This window comes from Chlamydia pecorum E58 (assembly GCF_000204135.1).
In the GTDB taxonomy this organism is placed as follows: Bacteria; Chlamydiota; Chlamydiia; order Chlamydiales; family Chlamydiaceae; genus Chlamydia; species Chlamydia pecorum.
In genome coordinates this window covers 1,068,137-1,082,960 of sequence record NC_015408.1, presented here as the reverse complement: position 1 = coordinate 1,082,960, position 14,824 = coordinate 1,068,137, and the positions used below count along the sequence as shown (strand labels likewise).

Genomic DNA, 14,824 nt, shown 5'->3' with positions numbered 1-14,824 from the left:
TCGCGAGGCCTTTTCTCTTTTTTAAGAGGAAAGGCCTTTTTTGTGGATAAATCCTGACTTGAGCGGAGAACTGTCTTGTTTGCGTGAAGATTGATGCTGACTTGCTTTCTTTAGATCCTTTTTGTATTTAAGAAAGAACTTCATGTCTTAGTAAGAGGAGCACGTACATGAAAGTCTCTTTCCCTGGGATTGTCTCTTCATTGGTTATCACATTTAACTCCATTGCATTTGCTGCTCCAGATCAAGTAGTTTTAACATCTCAAGATAGTTTTGAGGGTTCCCAGGGAGGTGTATTCGCACCTAGAGAATCTTCAAATGCTGAAGGAACATCCTATCTCTTTAAAGATTCCATATCGATCTATAATGTCTCTAGTATAGGTGCAGGATCGTCAGGATCTGGGACAAAAAGTTGCTTTAGCAACACTAATGGCTCTTTAGCATTCCTGGGACAGGGGTTTTCGTTCCTTTTCCGGGATTTAAAATTCTCTGCGGTTTCCTCGGCAATCTCTAGTACGGCAGCAAATCAGTCTGTGACTTTCTCAGGATTTTCTGTACTTTCTTTCGTGCGCTCTCCAGCTTCCGGCACGGCAGGAACAGGGGCATCTAGTGCTATCAATGTTTCTAATACACTAGATATCACAGGGAACACAAGAGTCGTCTTTCAAGAGAACTCCTCAGAGGAGGATGGAGGCGCCATAAAAGCCGGAGGCATAACGATAGCAGTAACGAAAGAATCTATAGAATTTATTAAAAACAGTTCTAAGAAACAGGGTGGGGCGGTTTTTGCTTCGAATAAGATAGAAATTTCTAAAAACTCAGGAGATGTTGTCTTTTCAGAGAACAGTTCTGTAGCTTCTGGAGGAGCTTTAGGTTCTTCTGGGGAGATTTTAATTGCAGACAATGTATCTGTCTCTTTTCTAGGAAATCAAGTTACAGGAACAACAGCGAGCACTTCAGGACAAAATTCCGGAGGGGCAATCTGTGGATATAAAGCAAGCACAGGCTCCAGTGGTGGTTTAGGAAGCGGGGGAGGAGGTTCTGGAGCTACTTCTAGTATTAATCTGAAAGGGAATAAGAACCTAATTTTTAGTGAAAACTCTTCTACAACAAGTGGTGGGGCGATTTTTGCTCAGAGCTTAACGCTTTCTTCGGGAGGCCCTACTGTATTTAGCAAAAATACTGTGGTTGGGGGAACAACTCCTAAAGGAGGAGCGATAGCTATAGAGGCTGGAGGAAAGATTTCCTTATCTGCAGATTATGGAGATATTACCTTTGCAGGGAATACAATCAATACACCTGGCAGTACACCGACAGTTACAAGAAATGCTATTAGTATAGGTGCTGGAGGGACTTTTACAAACTTACGCGCTGCTGAAGGATGTTCCATATTTTTCTATGATCCTGTGACTATGGAAAATGGAACAACATCCCCGCCTCCCACAACAACAACTCCAACATTAACGATTAATGCTTCAGATACTAATGGATCTGGGATTCAGTATAAGGGAACGATTGTTTTTTCTGGGGAACAGCTATCTGCTGCGGAGGTTGTTAACGGGAATGTAAAGTCTACGATCACACAACCGGTGACCTTAGCTGCAGGAACATTAGCATTAAAATCTGGAGTGACTTTAACAACAGAAGCATTCACCCAGCAATCTGGATCTCAGCTCCTAATGGATGTTGGAACAACATTAGTAGCAAATGGAAATATCACATTAACAGATCTTGCAATCAATTTGAATTCTCAAAGTTCGAATCCTGCAGTGATACAAGCGAATAGTAATACGAATAACTTAACTCTTTCTGGTCCTATTCAGCTTGTAGATACTACAGGGACGTATTATGAAAACCATGATCTTAGCAAGACTTTAGATCGTGAACTATTTACTTTAAAAGCTTCAGGGAGCGTGACACAACCTACACCTTCTGTTTCTTTGGGTGTTCCAGAGACACATTATGGGTATCAGGGAACGTGGAGTATAAACTGGACAAGTAGTGCACAAAGTGAATCTAAAGCAAAGTTTACTTGGAATAAAACGGGATACACTCCGAGCCCTACAAGGAAAGGGTTTTATGTGCCAAATAGTTTGTGGGCAACATTTTCAGACGTACGTGCTCTGCAAGAGCTTATGGAATCCAGTGTTCAAGCAGAGCTAGGTAATCTAGAGTTTTGGGGAGCAGGATTTTCGAACTTTATGCATAAAGATCGAACGTCATCCCGTCTTGGATTTAGGCATATCGCTGCAGGGTATGTATTAGGAGCTAGCGGACAGGCGTTATCTGAAGATGTATTTAGTATGGCGTTTTGTCAGCTTTTCGGAAGAGATAAGGATTATGTCTCTACGAAAAACCAAGGTACAATTTATGGAGGTGCTCTGTATTATGAGCATGAGAAAAGCTTTGTGTATGCCAAATTAGCTTTGGATCTTCCTGTAGTGCTCTCAGGCCATGCGAGCTATTTATATACGAGCAATGAAATGAAAACCTCTTATGCAACAGGGTCTACAGTTCAAGGCTCATGGGGAAACCACTGCTGTGCGCTTTCATTTGGAGGTAAGTCAGCCTTTGGGCTTTCCGAAATATATCCATTTCGAGAACTCTTACCTTTTATGAAATTACAATGCGTTTATGCTTGGAGACAGAGTTTTCAAGAGAAAAATGCAGATGCACGAAGCTTTAAGAAAAGCGATCTTTTGAACCTTTCTCTTCCTATAGGAATAACGTTCCAAAAAGAATCCGAGCACCATCCCTCAGCATACGATGTCACATTGATATATATCGTGGATATAGTGCGAAAAAACCCTGAATGCGTAACGACCTTATTAGTTAGCGGAGACTTTTGGACAACTTATGCAGCAAACTTCGCAAGGCAAGCCATGGTACTACGTGTAGGAAACCATTACCAGTTCTCCCCTGGATTCGAAATGTTTAGCCAACTTGCTTTTGAATTGCGAGGCTCCTCAAGAAACTATAACGCCAATTTTGGAGGAAAAATCAATTTTTAAACTACCCTATGGAGTTGTCCATACATTGCTTTAGGAAAACTCCATAGGAAATATTTCCCTCCTTTTTTGTCTCTTCTCCTAGCTTCAATTGCTTTTTGATTTTTGTTTCACTATACTTCTTCTTTCCTAATTTCTATTTAATTCTTTTTTGGAAGCTTAGTTTATGATTAAAAAGTTTTTTGTTAATATTTTTATTTTGAGTTCTTTGTTCTCATCTAGCATGAATTTATTTGGAGAAGAGGGGATAGCACAGGAGAAGGAAGTTCTGCTTCAGGAAAAGGAAGAAACAGGTTCTTCGGTAGCAGAATTGGACAATCTCTTGCAGAGATTTATAGGAGATGGACAAGAGTTGTGCGATGATCTTTTAGCTTTGTGTAAAGAAAATAGTGAAGACGCACATAAAATCTTACAGGTGCTTTCATATTTATCTTCAGGGAAGAAATTGCTAGAGACTTGCCAAAGAATTGTATCTTTAGTAGAGCCTTTAGAGGGTGTAGCTTCACAACAACTTGTTATTGAAAGAGTGCCCTATAATGAGGAATGCTCACATCATTGCCATGAGAAAGAATTAAACCTTCGTGAAAGGGAACTAGAGTTTAAAAAAGAAGTCTTTGCGTGGAGGAAAGACTACGCTGATAAACAACTTTCTTGGGAAAAAGAAAAGTACGCCCATAGAACACTCTTTCAAGAATAACAAGATTCGGCACGTTTATTTAAAAAGCCCTGGGGAGAGGGCTTTTAGTATAATATTCTCCATCTCTGCATGAATAAAACATCAAAGCTTTGCATAAAATCAAAAAAGGCTTGGAAAATATTGCTGTAATGTTGTAACATTACAGCAGATTTTCTGGAGGAAGGAGATGACGAAAGAAAGTGTTGAAGATGGCTGGAATGCGTTTGTGAGGTTGTGTTCTCAATCGGAATCTTTGGAGACATTATTTTCGTTGTTTTTGACTTATGGAGAGCGGGAAGCGATAGCTTCGCGATATGTTATTGTTAAGGCGCTGTTAGAGGGAAATATGACGCAGCGTGAAATTTCTGAGGCATATGGTGTGAGCATTGCGCAAATTACACGAGGATCTAATGCTTTAAAAATAATAGATCCTAATTTTAAGGAATTTTTAAGAAAGACAAACTAAATATGAGAACATCTGTATTTTCTCTTTCCTCATGTAAGTGTGCCTTGTCTAGAGCATGCCACTTTTTCTGGTGGGCGTCCGCCCGATAATTTTTTCGTTCATAATTAGTGTTTTTGATTTTTAGGTAAGCTGCGTTGAAGTCTCGCATATTGTGAGAAATTCTGCGTGTATAGCTTAAAAAATATGTGGTGTTCTCACCAGGGGAGAGTTTTGTGCTAAAATCGTATCTATGTTCTGTAATGCAAGGGGCTTATTTGACACGAGATGAGGCAGAGTCTGCTATGAATCTCATGTTAGATGGAGCAGATCCATATCAAACTGCTGCGTTGCTTTCTATTTTGAAATATCGTGGGGAGGGTCCAAATGAACTTGCTGGGATGATCTCCTCTTTGCAGAAGGCTGTGGTTTCAGTGCATCTTCCCTTTTCCTCTTTAGATATTGTTGGGACTGGGGGAGATTTAGCAAATACTGTGAATCTTTCTACGGGAACGGCCATCGTTGCGGCAGCATGTGGTATTCCCATTGCGAAGCATGGAAATCGTTCTGTCTCTAGTCAAAGTGGGTCTGCAGATGTTTTAGAAGCTTTAGAGATAGAGATCAATATGTCTAGGGAGGAGTTTATCTCCTGTGTTCAGGAAGTGGGGATTGGGTTTATGTTTGCCCCCAACTATCATCCTTCATTGAAGAAGCTCGCTCCTCTACGTAGGGGCATCAAGTTTCCGACAGTCTTTAATATTCTAGGGCCTCTTCTGAACCCTGCAGATACGGAATATGCGTTAATTGGGGTAGCTAGCGAGGCTGTTTTAGATTTAATGAGTGATGTGTGCGTACAGTCTCTTAACAAGAGGATATTTCTTTTTCATGGAAGCGGTTTGGATGAGCTCACGACCTTAGGGAAAGTCGTGGGTTATGAGATACATCATGGGAAAAAGACTTATCTAGAGATTCATCCGAATTCTTTAGGATTTTCTTCCTGTACTATGGAGGAGCTTAGAGGCGGAGATGCACAAAAGAACGCACAGATTTTACTAAAGGCATTTTCTGGAGAAAAGAGTGCGGTTCAAGATGCTTTAGTGTTAGGAGCAGGAGCAGCATTATGGATTTTTGGAAAGGCCAATACGTTAGAAGAGGGTGTAGAGGTGGCTAATGATGTGCTCATAAGCGGAGAGGCCTTAGAAGTATTACAAAAATGGAAGAAGTTTTCAAAACGCGTACAGCTAAAGAGGATAGGATGAAATTCGCGAACTATTTGGAAAACCTTCTCGCATGTAAGAAGGGGGAGATACAACAGCTAATACAAGATACGCAAAGGGATCCCCAGCATCACTTAAATCGTATCTTGCATCAGGAACATATCTGTCAAGAGAGATTCCTCAAAGCGCTTAAGAGCCCAGGCTTATCTATCATAGGAGAAATAAAGAGAGAGTCTCCAACATGTGGAAAAATAAGGCATATTGATGACCCTGCAAAGTTTGCTCTGCAGTATTGCCAAGGTGGGGCTTCAGCGATTTCTGTACTTACCGATATGCAGGGGTTTGGAGGATCCTTAAAGGATATGCACAGGGTCTCCAAAATTCTTAACCAGAGTTACCCTGAGGTGGCAATTTTAAGAAAGGATTTTATTTTGCATTCTCTCCAGCTTGCAGAAGCGGTATTTTACGGTGCTCATGCTGTTCTTTTAATCGTGGGCGTGGTTGGAAGTAATTTAAAGCCTCTTCTTCAGGATGCTCAGCGACTAGGGTTGGACGTACTTACAGAAGTTCATGATCTTCCAGAGCTAGAGCTTGCCTTAGAGGCGGGTGCAAAAATTATCGGGATGAATCATCGTAATCTTAAACGTTTTACCATCGATCTAGAGGTTTCTGAGAAGCTAAATCCCTATATTCCTGAAGGGGTTGTTACCGTAGCAGAATCTGGAATCCATAATCCAATGCAGGCAGAGAAGATCCGTAAGATGGGATGTGACGGGATATTAATCGGAGAGGCTCTAGTAAAGGCTCAGAATCCTTCACAGCTAATTAAGCAAATGCAAGGGGAAAAAGGGGAAGATGAAGGTTAAAATTTGCGGCATTACGCATCCCGAAGATGCACAATATGCTGCACGACAAGGAGCGGCATATATTGGCATGATTTTTTCCGAAAGGTCCAGGAGAAGGGTTTCTTTAGAAGAGGCAAAGAAAATTTCTGAGAGTGCCAGAGAGTGTGGTGCAGAGCCTGTGGGAGTGTTTTTAGAGCATACTCAAGAGCAGATCTTTTGTATATGTGAGGATGTAGGAATAGATGTTGTCCAGCTACATGGTAGTGAAGCAAAACGAGCTCTCAAAGAGCTTTTAAGAAGAGAGTATAAGATTATTTATGCAGTTACTGTAGGAGAAAATGGTGGCTTACAACATAAGTATCCCCTGCCTGCTTCAGTAATTTCTCTATATGATACTGCAGGAGGGGGAACAGGAATTCCGTTTTGCTGGGAAGCCTTTTCTCCACCAAGCGATACTTTTTGGATGTTAGCAGGAGGGTTGAACCCTGGAAATATAAAGAAAGCCATTACTGTATTACGACCTGGAGGAGTCGATGTCGCCACAGGGGTGGAAATCCCTAAGACAACAAGAAAAGATCCTGAGTTAGTGAAGTTGTTTATTCAGGAAGCGAACAATATAGAGGAGAAAATATGAAGCATCCTTATGCATTTGGTGGACAGTTTGTTCCAGAAATCCTGATGGGTCCTATTCAAGAATTAAGTAATAGCTGGGAGACTTTAAAAGAGGATAGGGGATTTAAAGAAGAGTTTGATTCGATCTTGAAGCATTATGCAGGAAGGCCCACTCCACTTACGGAAGTGAAAAATTTTGCTAAAGCGATTGATGGACCTCGGGTGTTTTTAAAAAGAGAGGATCTTCTGCACACAGGAGCACATAAAATCAATAATGTCATTGGCCAGTGTCTACTAGCAAAATATCTCGGAAAGACACGAGTTATTGCGGAGACAGGAGCAGGACAACATGGTGTAGCTACAGCAACGGCATGTGCCTATTTTGGGCTTGAGTGTGAGATCTATATGGGAGAGGAAGATATTAAAAGACAGCGACCTAATGTTGATAAAATGGAGGTTTTAGGCGCAACAGTGATTTCTGTCACCCAAGGGTCCGCATCTTTGAAAGAGGCCGTAAATGAGGCTCTCCGGAGTTGGGCGGAAAGTTTTGAAAGCACGCATTATTGCTTGGGTTCTGCTCTTGGCCCCTCGCCATATCCTGACATTGTACAAAGTTTTCAGTCAGTTATTAGCTTTGAGGTAAAGGCACAGCTACAGGAGTATACTGAGCGCTCTCCAGATGTTTTAATTGCATGTGTTGGAGGGGGATCCAATGCGATTGGGTTTTTCCATCACTTCATTCCTGATGAGAGGGTAAAATTGATCGGAGTAGAAGCCGGAGGATTAGGAATCGAAACAGGAAAACATGCGGCAAGATTTGCTAAGGGACGTCCTGGGGTATTTCATGGGTTCTATTCTTACCTTTTGCAGGATGAAGAAGGACAAATTTTGAATACACATTCAATTTCTGCAGGGATGAATTATTCCTCTGTAGGTCCTGTACATGCAGAATTTTATGAATCTGGAAGGGCATCTTACACTACAGCAACAGATAAGGAGGCTCTAGAAGCATTTTCTTTGCTATCTAGGGCCGAAGGGATCATCCCTGCTTTAGAGTCTTCGCATGCTTTAGCATGCTTAATAAGGATGGCTCCTAAGCTTCCTAAGGAGAGTATCGTTATTGTGAACTTATCCGGAAGAGGAGATAAGGATTTATTACATGTAAAAAATCTAATGGAATCAGGTTATTATGCATAGAATAGACGAGACATTTAAGAACAAGAAACCATTCATTGGATACTTAACAGGAGGAGATGGTGGACTGGATTATAGCGTCGCTTGCGCGCAAGCGTTAATTCGTGGAGGTGTGGATATTTTAGAAATAGGATTTCCTTTTTCTGATCCTGTTGCAGATGGTCCAGTGATACAAAAAGCTCATGAAAGAGCTTTAGAAAACCGAGCTAACTCTACAATGATTTTAGAGATCGCAAGGCGTATAAGAGAAAGCTCCGAAGTTCCACTTGTACTCTTTAGTTATTTCAATCCTTTGTTGCAATTAGGGAAGGAATATCTGCAACAGTTAAAAACTGTAGGATACGATGCTGTGTTAATCGTAGACTTACCTATTCCTTTTCATGATGAAATCGACCCGTTCTTGCTAGAGGTTCTTAACATAGGTCTAGCTCCAATATTATTAGCGACACCATCGAGTAGTGATCAACGTTTATCTCAGATTAGTACGTATGCTCGTGGCTTTCTATATTATGTCTCTCATAAGGGAACGACAGGGGTCCGAGCCAATTTAGCAGAGGATTTTGCTACGCAGATCTCAAGGATGCGTCAGCACTTCTCCATCCCTATTGTCTCTGGGTTTGGCATAGGAGATCGTGAAAGTGCTAAAGAAGCCTTGGAATGTGCAGATGGCTTTGTCGTAGGATCGGCATTTGTCGAAAAGATTGGAGAGAAGACCCCTTTAGAAGAACTTACATTATTTGCTCGTTCTATAGATCCTCGTTAGCTTAGGAAAAGATCATGATAGAAAAGCTTAAACAATATCATGATGAGGCTATCTCTCTAGATAGCCTGGATCCCTTACAGAAATTTAAAGAGTGTTTTACTCTTCCTAAAGAGCCTGGCGCACTGTATTTCTGTAGCAACTCTCTAGGCCTTCCTGCAAAAGCAGCTTCTCAGAAGTTAGAAGAGCAGCTACAGCGTTGGTCAGAGCTTGGAGCTAGAGGATGGTTTGAAGGGGAAGGGAATTGGTATAACTCTCTAGAGGAACCTATAGTAAGGCCTCTCTCAAAGATCCTAGGTGCAGAGTCTAACGAAGTTACCTTGATGAATAGTCTGACGGTAAATTTACATATGCTTTTAATTTCGTTTTATCGGCCTACAAAGATGAGGTATAAAATCCTAATAGATGGGCCAGCGTTTCCCTCAGATCTTTATGCAATCAAGAGTCATCTTCGCTTCCATAAGAAAGAAGAAGGATTAATTCTTATAGAGCCTCGACCTGGAGAACATCTAGTGCAGGAGGAGGATTTCCTGAGAGTGATTAAAAAACAGGGAGAGGAAATTGCGCTTGTATTTTTAAATTGCGTAAATTTTTTATCAGGGCAAGTTCTGAAAGTTGATGAGATTACGCGATATGCAAAGGAAGCAGGCTGCTGCGTGGGTTATGATCTTGCCCATGCTGCTGGAAATATTCCACTAAGTCTCCATGATTTAGGAGGAGATTTTGCTGTAGGCTGCTCTTACAAATACCTATGTGGAGGGCCAGGAGGGCCAGGAATTGCCTATGTGCATGCTTCACATCACCATCAGCAATTTGTACGTTTTAGCGGATGGTGGGGGAATGATCCTAACACGCGATTTTATTTTCCAAAAGAGTTTGTCCCTTATGGAGGGGCTTCCAGCTGGCAAGTTAGTACACCATCGATTCTTGCAAAGCTACCTTTGATTGCTGCTTTGGAGGTATTTGAAGAGGCTGGGATGGAAAATATAAGAGAAAAATCAAAGAAACAAACGGCATTTTTATATACGTTACTAGAAAATGCCAGAGGGACGCATTTTGATATGATTACCCCAAAAGAACCAGAACTCAGAGGATGTCAACTCTCTTTACGAATAAAATGTAGCCGTAGCGAGGAGATCTTAAGGAAATTAGAGAGATTGGGGATCACTTGTGATTTTAGATCTCCAAATATTTTGAGGGTCGCACCATCTCCTCTATACACCTCCTTTTATGAAATCTATCGGTTTGCTTACACATTTTTGGAGGTCTTAAAAACCATATGAAAGATCTTCCCATAATATTTTCAGGTTCTTCTAACGTAAAGCTTGCTCAAGATCTTTGTCGGGAGCTACACATAGATCTCGGAAGAATGGAAATCATACAATTCCCTGACAGGGAAATTTGTATAGAAATTCTTGAGGAGGTTCGAGGGAATCATGTGTTTATTGTGCAATCTATCGTTGGGGAGCCAAATCATTTCCTTTGTGAATTGCTTATCATTATCGATGCGATAAAAAGATCCTCAGCAAAGAGTATCACAGCAGTGATTCCCTATCTTGGTTATTGCCGTCAAGATCGGAAAAATAAACCAGGAACTCCAATCACAGCGAAACTTATTGCAAAGATGCTTTCTACTGCTGGGATTACCAACCTCATTACATGTGATCTTCACTCTGATCAGATAGAAGGATTTTTCGAAACCAACGTGGATCATATTCATTGCCAAGAGCTGTTCCAAGAGCCCATTAAAACTCTTATCGGAAAAGATAGTATCGTGGTTGCTCCAGATATTGGAAGTATCAAAATTGCAGAGAGAATGGCGAAATTTCTAGATACACAGTTTGCTGTCATTAAAAAGGAACGCATCAATCCCTTTGATGTGCGCATGACCTTAATAGGAGACATCTCTCGTCCCAATGTTCTCATCATTGATGACTTATGCTCCACAGCAAATACTTTAGTTGAAGCCGCAAGCTTATGTAAACAGTTAGGAGCGAAGAAAGTTGTCGCAGCAGTGACCCACGGTTTGTTTGTAGGGGACGCTATCCAGAAAATCGAAAATAGTATTTTAGAGCGCCTTTTTGTTACAGATACCGTCAAATTACACAACTCTTCAGCTTGCATACACACAGTATCAATAGCTCCAATATTGGCTGCAGCGATTAGAAAATTTATTTAACTAAAGAGTTTAGGGGAAATAAAGTGGGGCAGACAGGATTTGAACCTGTGACCTACGGGTTATGAGTCCGCAGCTCTAACCGCTGAGCTACTGCCCCGAAAAGAAGTAAATATAGTAGCACAAAATTCCTAAGATAAGCAAGAGGTATCCTTGTTAGCTAAGCGGTAAGGGCGTTTTTAAATAACGGCAAGCAATTTGCTTCATTTTGAGATAGAGAGATTCTCCTCCAGTGATTCTCCCCAAAGAAAGATATTTGCTAAGCTGCTGAAAAAATATCGGCTTACACGTTAAAATCGTGTAGGGATTCTCCCCTGAATACACGTGACAAAATAACTTGGCAATTCCTGAGGAGATCAGAGCTTCAGTATACGTAAAAAAAAATAACCGCCCCTCTTCATATACTTCATAGAGATAAAGATCGCTCTGGCAGCCAAGAACAAGGTTCTCCTTTTTTATCTGTTTTTCATCAAAAATACCTTGATGAAGGGGCTTCTCCATCAGCTTTTGATAAAGAAACTCTTTACTGCAAGAATTTGAAAAAAATTTTTGAATTAACGCATGCTGCTTTTTTAAACAGCCAGCATGTTGAAGAGGGCAAACTGACTCCATAAGCTATTCCTCAATAATTCTTTCCGGTTCTTGTTGTAAATGAAGGTACTGTTGAGATAGCGACAGCAACTGCTGATTTGTTCTCTCAATGAGTAAATCAATATCGTCCAGGAGATGTGTACGGCTACATTCTTCTGGAGGGAGGTCAAATATGTAAGGCAGAGGAATATTTATACCTAGTTGTAGAGAGTTCAGAGGATCAAACATATTTTGCCTGTCTTCTTCTGATAGGACTTTAGACGCAATAAGTTGAAGTTGTTTTTGTAAAATTAATTGCTGCTTAAATAATTGACGTTCATAGATCGCTTTTTTAATTTTTCTAATCTTTTTTTGATGAGCCTGCTTGTCAGCAACATAGTTGGCCTCATCTCCAAAACGAAGGCCATAGGTCGCTGTAATACCAATTTGGTTTCCTATACTAAACCCTATAACAAACCCCACAGCCTGAGGGATCGCGTAAATCAATGAGGAAATAGAAGCTATAATTGTAGCAAGAAGAATTTGTCGGGTCCCATTAGGATCAAGTTGTTGCAACCCATAATTGATAAGATTCCATAGACTATTCATATTGGGGTTTTTATTATCTCTATCTAAGCAATTTGCACTAAAAACTCCAAAAATCAAGCCAATACCAAGCCCAATACCAAGCCAAATTGTTAAAGTAATCGCAACGGCGTGATGACAGGCCACAATTAAAGCCCAGGCTAAGATGTAAAGTAAAATGTACTTCCAATTATCCCTTAAAAACCGATTAATTGTTTCTGCTGTGGTTTTTAGACGGCCCATACATGTATTAGGGTGGCCATAAGGCCTTATTGATAAAGGCGCGACAGCAGAAAGATGAGAAACTAGGCCAGGAGAAGAAGAAGGAAGAGAGTCTATTAAAGAAGAAGCTTTAGGAGATGTTTCTTGCACAGGAGACTCAGGTGCGGTCACTGAGGTCACTGGAATTGGCATCTCAGAGGCAGAAGTTATCGCCATATTAAAACAACAACAAATCTCTAAAAAAAGAAAATCATACAATAAAAATAAGATATTTTTCTTGGTAAATAATAACTATTTATCTTGGGTTTATAATATTTGTTATAATGCTCGCAGCTAGTCACGAATAGAGATTTGACTTTTTCTAAAAGTTGAATATAATGCTGTCGCGTTTGCGGTCGAGGAAGAAGTTCTCTAGTTTTAGGGGGTTTTTTAGGGGGTTTTAGAGAACAGGAGTTTACTAGGTCAGCAATATCCAACGCCTTGCTTAACCTAAGGATTGTTAAAATAAATGGCAAAAAAAGAAGATACTATTGTGCTTGACGGTAAGGTGGAGGAACTTCTCCCAGGAATGCATTTTCGTGTATTACTCGAAAATGGCGTGTCAGTTACAGCTCATTTATGTGGAAAAATGCGTATGAGCAATATTCGCTTGCTGGTGGGAGACCGTGTTACTGTTGAAATGTCTGCGTATGATCTTACAAAGGCTAGAGTTGTCTATAGGCATCGTTAACTGTTTTCTATTGATGTTTTAAAATAGGTAACATAGACTGGGAGGTTCTTCTAACCGTAAAAAGTGGAAAAGCAAGCCCAGATAGCTCAGTGGTAGAGCACTTGCATGGTAAGCAAGCGGTCGTAGGTTCAATTCCTATTCTGGGCAAGGAATGGTTAGAATAAAAAAATAATTTTTTAAAGAGGATTCTGAGATGTCGAAAGAAACTTTTCAACGTAATAAGCCTCACATTAACATAGGGACTATTGGGCACGTTGACCACGGAAAAACTACGCTAACTGCAGCAATTACGAGAGCGCTTTCAGGTGATGGGTTGGCAGATTTTCGCGATTATAGTTCGATTGACAACACCCCTGAGGAAAAGGCTCGTGGTATTACCATTAACGCATCTCACGTAGAATATGAAACACCTAATCGGCATTATGCTCACGTAGATTGTCCAGGTCACGCAGATTATGTAAAAAATATGATTACAGGTGCTGCTCAGATGGATGGGGCCATTTTGGTTGTGTCTGCTACAGATGGGGCTATGCCTCAAACAAAAGAGCATATCCTTCTTGCGAGACAAGTTGGTGTTCCCTATATCGTTGTTTTCCTTAACAAAACTGATATGATTTCTCCTGAGGATGCAGAGCTTGTAGATCTTGTTGAAATGGAGTTGTCAGAGCTTCTTGAGGAAAAAGGGTATAAAGGGTGTCCTATTATCCGAGGTTCTGCTTTAAAAGCTTTGGAGGGAGATGCTTCCTATATTGAGAAAATTCGCGAATTAATGCAGGCGGTTGATGATAACATCCCTACTCCAGAAAGAGAAGTTGATAAACCTTTCTTAATGCCTATTGAGGATGTTTTCTCTATTTCCGGTCGTGGTACAGTTGTTACTGGGCGTATTGAGCGTGGTGTTGTTAAAGTTTCTGATAAAGTTCAAATTGTGGGATTAGGAGAAACTAAAGAGACCATCGTAACTGGGGTTGAAATGTTTAGAAAAGAGCTTCCAGAGGGGCGCGCTGGAGAAAACGTTGGTCTTTTGCTTCGTGGTATTGGTAAAAATGATGTTGAAAGAGGAATGGTTGTTTGCTTGCCAAATAGCGTAAAACCTCACACGAAATTCAAATCTGCTGTTTACGTTTTGCAAAAAGAAGAGGGTGGTCGTCATAAGCCGTTCTTTAGTGGATATAGACCTCAGTTCTTTTTCCGCACTACAGATGTCACAGGTGTTGTAACTCTTCCTGAGGGAGTAGAAATGGTTATGCCTGGGGATAATGTTGAGCTTGATGTAGAGCTTATCTGTCCTGTAGCTCTTGAAGAGGGGATGAGATTTGCTATTCGAGAAGGCGGTCGAACGATCGGTGCTGGGACTATCTCGAAAATCATTGCTTAGTATGCGTGTATAAAATTGAGTGGAGAAGGGTTTTTTGAGTCTTTCTCCTGCTCTCTTGGGTGTGTAGCTTAGTTTGGTAGAGCAGTGGCCTCCAAAGCCGCCGGTCGGGGGTTCGACTCCCTCCGCACTCGTTAGTGTTTTATGGTTGTAAAGTTGGCCTATGAAGCAGCAAAATCATCGTGAAGCCCTTTCTCGTAAGTTAGCCACGGCTAAGAAGCAAGCTAAATTAGCAGGAAGCTTTTTAGATGAAATAAAAAAAATAGAGTGGATCAGCAAGAGAAATCTTAAAAAATATGCCAAAATCGTTGTGATAAGTATTTTTGGTTTTGGTTTCTCTATTTACTGTGTGGATCTTACCCTTCGTAAACTGCTTACGCTTATGGGTAGTATAACAAGCTTTTTGTTTGGTTAG

At 40.8% G+C, this 14,824-nt stretch carries 15 protein-coding genes and 3 tRNA genes; 15 read left to right on the top strand and 3 right to left on the bottom strand.

Features of this window, described 5'->3' with window-relative positions; translation table 11 throughout:
* The first annotated feature begins 167 nt into the window (after positions 1-167).
* The 10 genes from G5S_RS04765 to G5S_RS04720 all read left to right on the top strand — a co-directional run bounded on the left by G5S_RS04765 (position 168) and on the right by G5S_RS04720 (position 10,930).
* The gene (locus G5S_RS04765) at positions 168-3,008 is read left to right on the top strand and encodes a Pmp family polymorphic membrane protein autotransporter adhesin (protein ID WP_013713081.1); all 2,841 of its coding nucleotides are present in this window, start codon (positions 168-170) and stop codon (positions 3,006-3,008) included.
* A 163-nt stretch (positions 3,009-3,171) separates the two neighbouring features.
* Positions 3,172-3,702 carry a hypothetical protein gene (locus G5S_RS04760; protein WP_013713080.1) on the top strand — a complete coding sequence of 177 codons (531 nt, stop codon included), beginning with the start codon at positions 3,172-3,174 and terminating at the stop codon, positions 3,700-3,702.
* Positions 3,703-3,868: 166 nt separating this feature from the next.
* Positions 3,869-4,147 carry a trp operon repressor gene (gene trpR / locus G5S_RS04755; protein WP_013713079.1) on the top strand — a complete coding sequence of 93 codons (279 nt, stop codon included), beginning with the start codon at positions 3,869-3,871 and terminating at the stop codon, positions 4,145-4,147.
* Between the two features lie 212 nt (positions 4,148-4,359).
* Entirely contained in the window at positions 4,360-5,382 is a 1,023-nt protein-coding gene (trpD, locus tag G5S_RS04750; RefSeq protein WP_013713078.1) for an anthranilate phosphoribosyltransferase, read from the top strand.
* A complete protein-coding gene (locus G5S_RS04745) occupies positions 5,379-6,206 on the top strand; it encodes an indole-3-glycerol-phosphate synthase (protein ID WP_013713077.1) in 828 nt (275 codons plus the stop codon). Before trpD ends, G5S_RS04745 begins: the two co-directional genes overlap by 4 nt.
* Positions 6,196-6,819 (top strand): phosphoribosylanthranilate isomerase, encoded by a 624-nt coding sequence (locus G5S_RS04740; RefSeq protein ID WP_013713076.1) that lies wholly within the window; start codon positions 6,196-6,198, stop codon positions 6,817-6,819. The genes G5S_RS04745 and G5S_RS04740 overlap by 11 nt, the downstream gene beginning before the upstream one ends.
* Positions 6,816-7,994: a tryptophan synthase subunit beta gene (gene trpB, locus G5S_RS04735; RefSeq protein WP_013713075.1), complete on the top strand. Its 1,179-nt coding sequence runs from the start codon at positions 6,816-6,818 to the stop codon at positions 7,992-7,994. The genes G5S_RS04740 and trpB overlap by 4 nt, the downstream gene beginning before the upstream one ends.
* Positions 7,987-8,754: a tryptophan synthase subunit alpha gene (gene trpA, locus G5S_RS04730; RefSeq protein ID WP_013713074.1), complete on the top strand. Its 768-nt coding sequence runs from the start codon at positions 7,987-7,989 to the stop codon at positions 8,752-8,754. The genes trpB and trpA overlap by 8 nt, the downstream gene beginning before the upstream one ends.
* Before the next feature lie 14 nt (positions 8,755-8,768).
* Entirely contained in the window at positions 8,769-10,034 is a 1,266-nt protein-coding gene (gene kynU, locus G5S_RS04725) for a kynureninase (protein ID WP_013713073.1), read from the top strand.
* Positions 10,031-10,930: a ribose-phosphate diphosphokinase gene (locus tag G5S_RS04720; protein ID WP_013713072.1), complete on the top strand. Its 900-nt coding sequence runs from the start codon at positions 10,031-10,033 to the stop codon at positions 10,928-10,930. The genes kynU and G5S_RS04720 overlap by 4 nt, the downstream gene beginning before the upstream one ends.
* 24 nt (positions 10,931-10,954) lie before the next feature.
* Here the strand turns inward: G5S_RS04720 and G5S_RS04715 are convergent.
* The 3 genes from G5S_RS04715 to G5S_RS04705 all read right to left on the bottom strand — a co-directional run bounded on the left by G5S_RS04715 (position 10,955) and on the right by G5S_RS04705 (position 12,520).
* Positions 10,955-11,027: transfer RNA gene (locus G5S_RS04715), tRNA-Ile, on the bottom strand.
* A 56-nt stretch (positions 11,028-11,083) separates the two neighbouring features.
* A complete protein-coding gene (locus G5S_RS04710; RefSeq protein WP_013713071.1) occupies positions 11,084-11,539 on the bottom strand; it encodes a SufE family protein in 456 nt (151 codons plus the stop codon).
* Positions 11,540-11,542: 3 nt separating this feature from the next.
* Positions 11,543-12,520, bottom strand: coding sequence for a hypothetical protein (locus G5S_RS04705; RefSeq protein WP_041467048.1), 978 nt, complete (start codon positions 12,518-12,520; stop codon positions 11,543-11,545).
* A gap of 292 nt (positions 12,521-12,812) precedes the next feature.
* Between G5S_RS04705 and infA the strand changes: the two genes are divergently transcribed.
* From infA to secE, 5 genes are all read left to right on the top strand, one after another.
* Positions 12,813-13,034 (top strand): translation initiation factor IF-1, encoded by a 222-nt coding sequence (gene infA, locus G5S_RS04700; RefSeq protein ID WP_013713069.1) that lies wholly within the window; start codon positions 12,813-12,815, stop codon positions 13,032-13,034.
* Between the two features lie 75 nt (positions 13,035-13,109).
* Positions 13,110-13,181: transfer RNA gene (locus G5S_RS04695), tRNA-Thr, on the top strand.
* A gap of 46 nt (positions 13,182-13,227) precedes the next feature.
* A complete protein-coding gene (tuf, locus tag G5S_RS04690; RefSeq protein ID WP_013713068.1) occupies positions 13,228-14,412 on the top strand; it encodes an elongation factor Tu in 1,185 nt (394 codons plus the stop codon).
* A 57-nt stretch (positions 14,413-14,469) separates the two neighbouring features.
* Positions 14,470-14,543: transfer RNA gene (locus G5S_RS04685), tRNA-Trp, on the top strand.
* 29 nt (positions 14,544-14,572) lie between these two features.
* Complete coding sequence (secE, locus tag G5S_RS04680; protein ID WP_013713067.1) at positions 14,573-14,824, top strand: preprotein translocase subunit SecE; 252 nt, start codon at positions 14,573-14,575, stop codon at positions 14,822-14,824.

Coding starts and splice junctions, on each gene's coding strand:
- infA (WP_013713069.1), top strand. CDS start 12,813: ATGGCAAAAAAAGAAGATACTATTGTGCTTGACGGTAAGGTGGAGGAA.
- G5S_RS04765 (WP_013713081.1), top strand. CDS start 168: ATGAAAGTCTCTTTCCCTGGGATTGTCTCTTCATTGGTTATCACATTT.
- G5S_RS04740 (WP_013713076.1), top strand. CDS start 6,196: ATGAAGGTTAAAATTTGCGGCATTACGCATCCCGAAGATGCACAATAT.
- trpA (WP_013713074.1), top strand. CDS start 7,987: ATGCATAGAATAGACGAGACATTTAAGAACAAGAAACCATTCATTGGA.
- G5S_RS04705 (WP_041467048.1), bottom strand. CDS start 12,520: ATGGCGATAACTTCTGCCTCTGAGATGCCAATTCCAGTGACCTCAGTG.
- G5S_RS04710 (WP_013713071.1), bottom strand. CDS start 11,539: ATGGAGTCAGTTTGCCCTCTTCAACATGCTGGCTGTTTAAAAAAGCAG.
- G5S_RS04760 (WP_013713080.1), top strand. CDS start 3,172: ATGATTAAAAAGTTTTTTGTTAATATTTTTATTTTGAGTTCTTTGTTC.
- trpR (WP_013713079.1), top strand. CDS start 3,869: ATGACGAAAGAAAGTGTTGAAGATGGCTGGAATGCGTTTGTGAGGTTG.
- G5S_RS04745 (WP_013713077.1), top strand. CDS start 5,379: ATGAAATTCGCGAACTATTTGGAAAACCTTCTCGCATGTAAGAAGGGG.
- trpB (WP_013713075.1), top strand. CDS start 6,816: ATGAAGCATCCTTATGCATTTGGTGGACAGTTTGTTCCAGAAATCCTG.
- secE (WP_013713067.1), top strand. CDS start 14,573: ATGAAGCAGCAAAATCATCGTGAAGCCCTTTCTCGTAAGTTAGCCACG.
- tuf (WP_013713068.1), top strand. CDS start 13,228: ATGTCGAAAGAAACTTTTCAACGTAATAAGCCTCACATTAACATAGGG.
- G5S_RS04720 (WP_013713072.1), top strand. CDS start 10,031: ATGAAAGATCTTCCCATAATATTTTCAGGTTCTTCTAACGTAAAGCTT.
- kynU (WP_013713073.1), top strand. CDS start 8,769: ATGATAGAAAAGCTTAAACAATATCATGATGAGGCTATCTCTCTAGAT.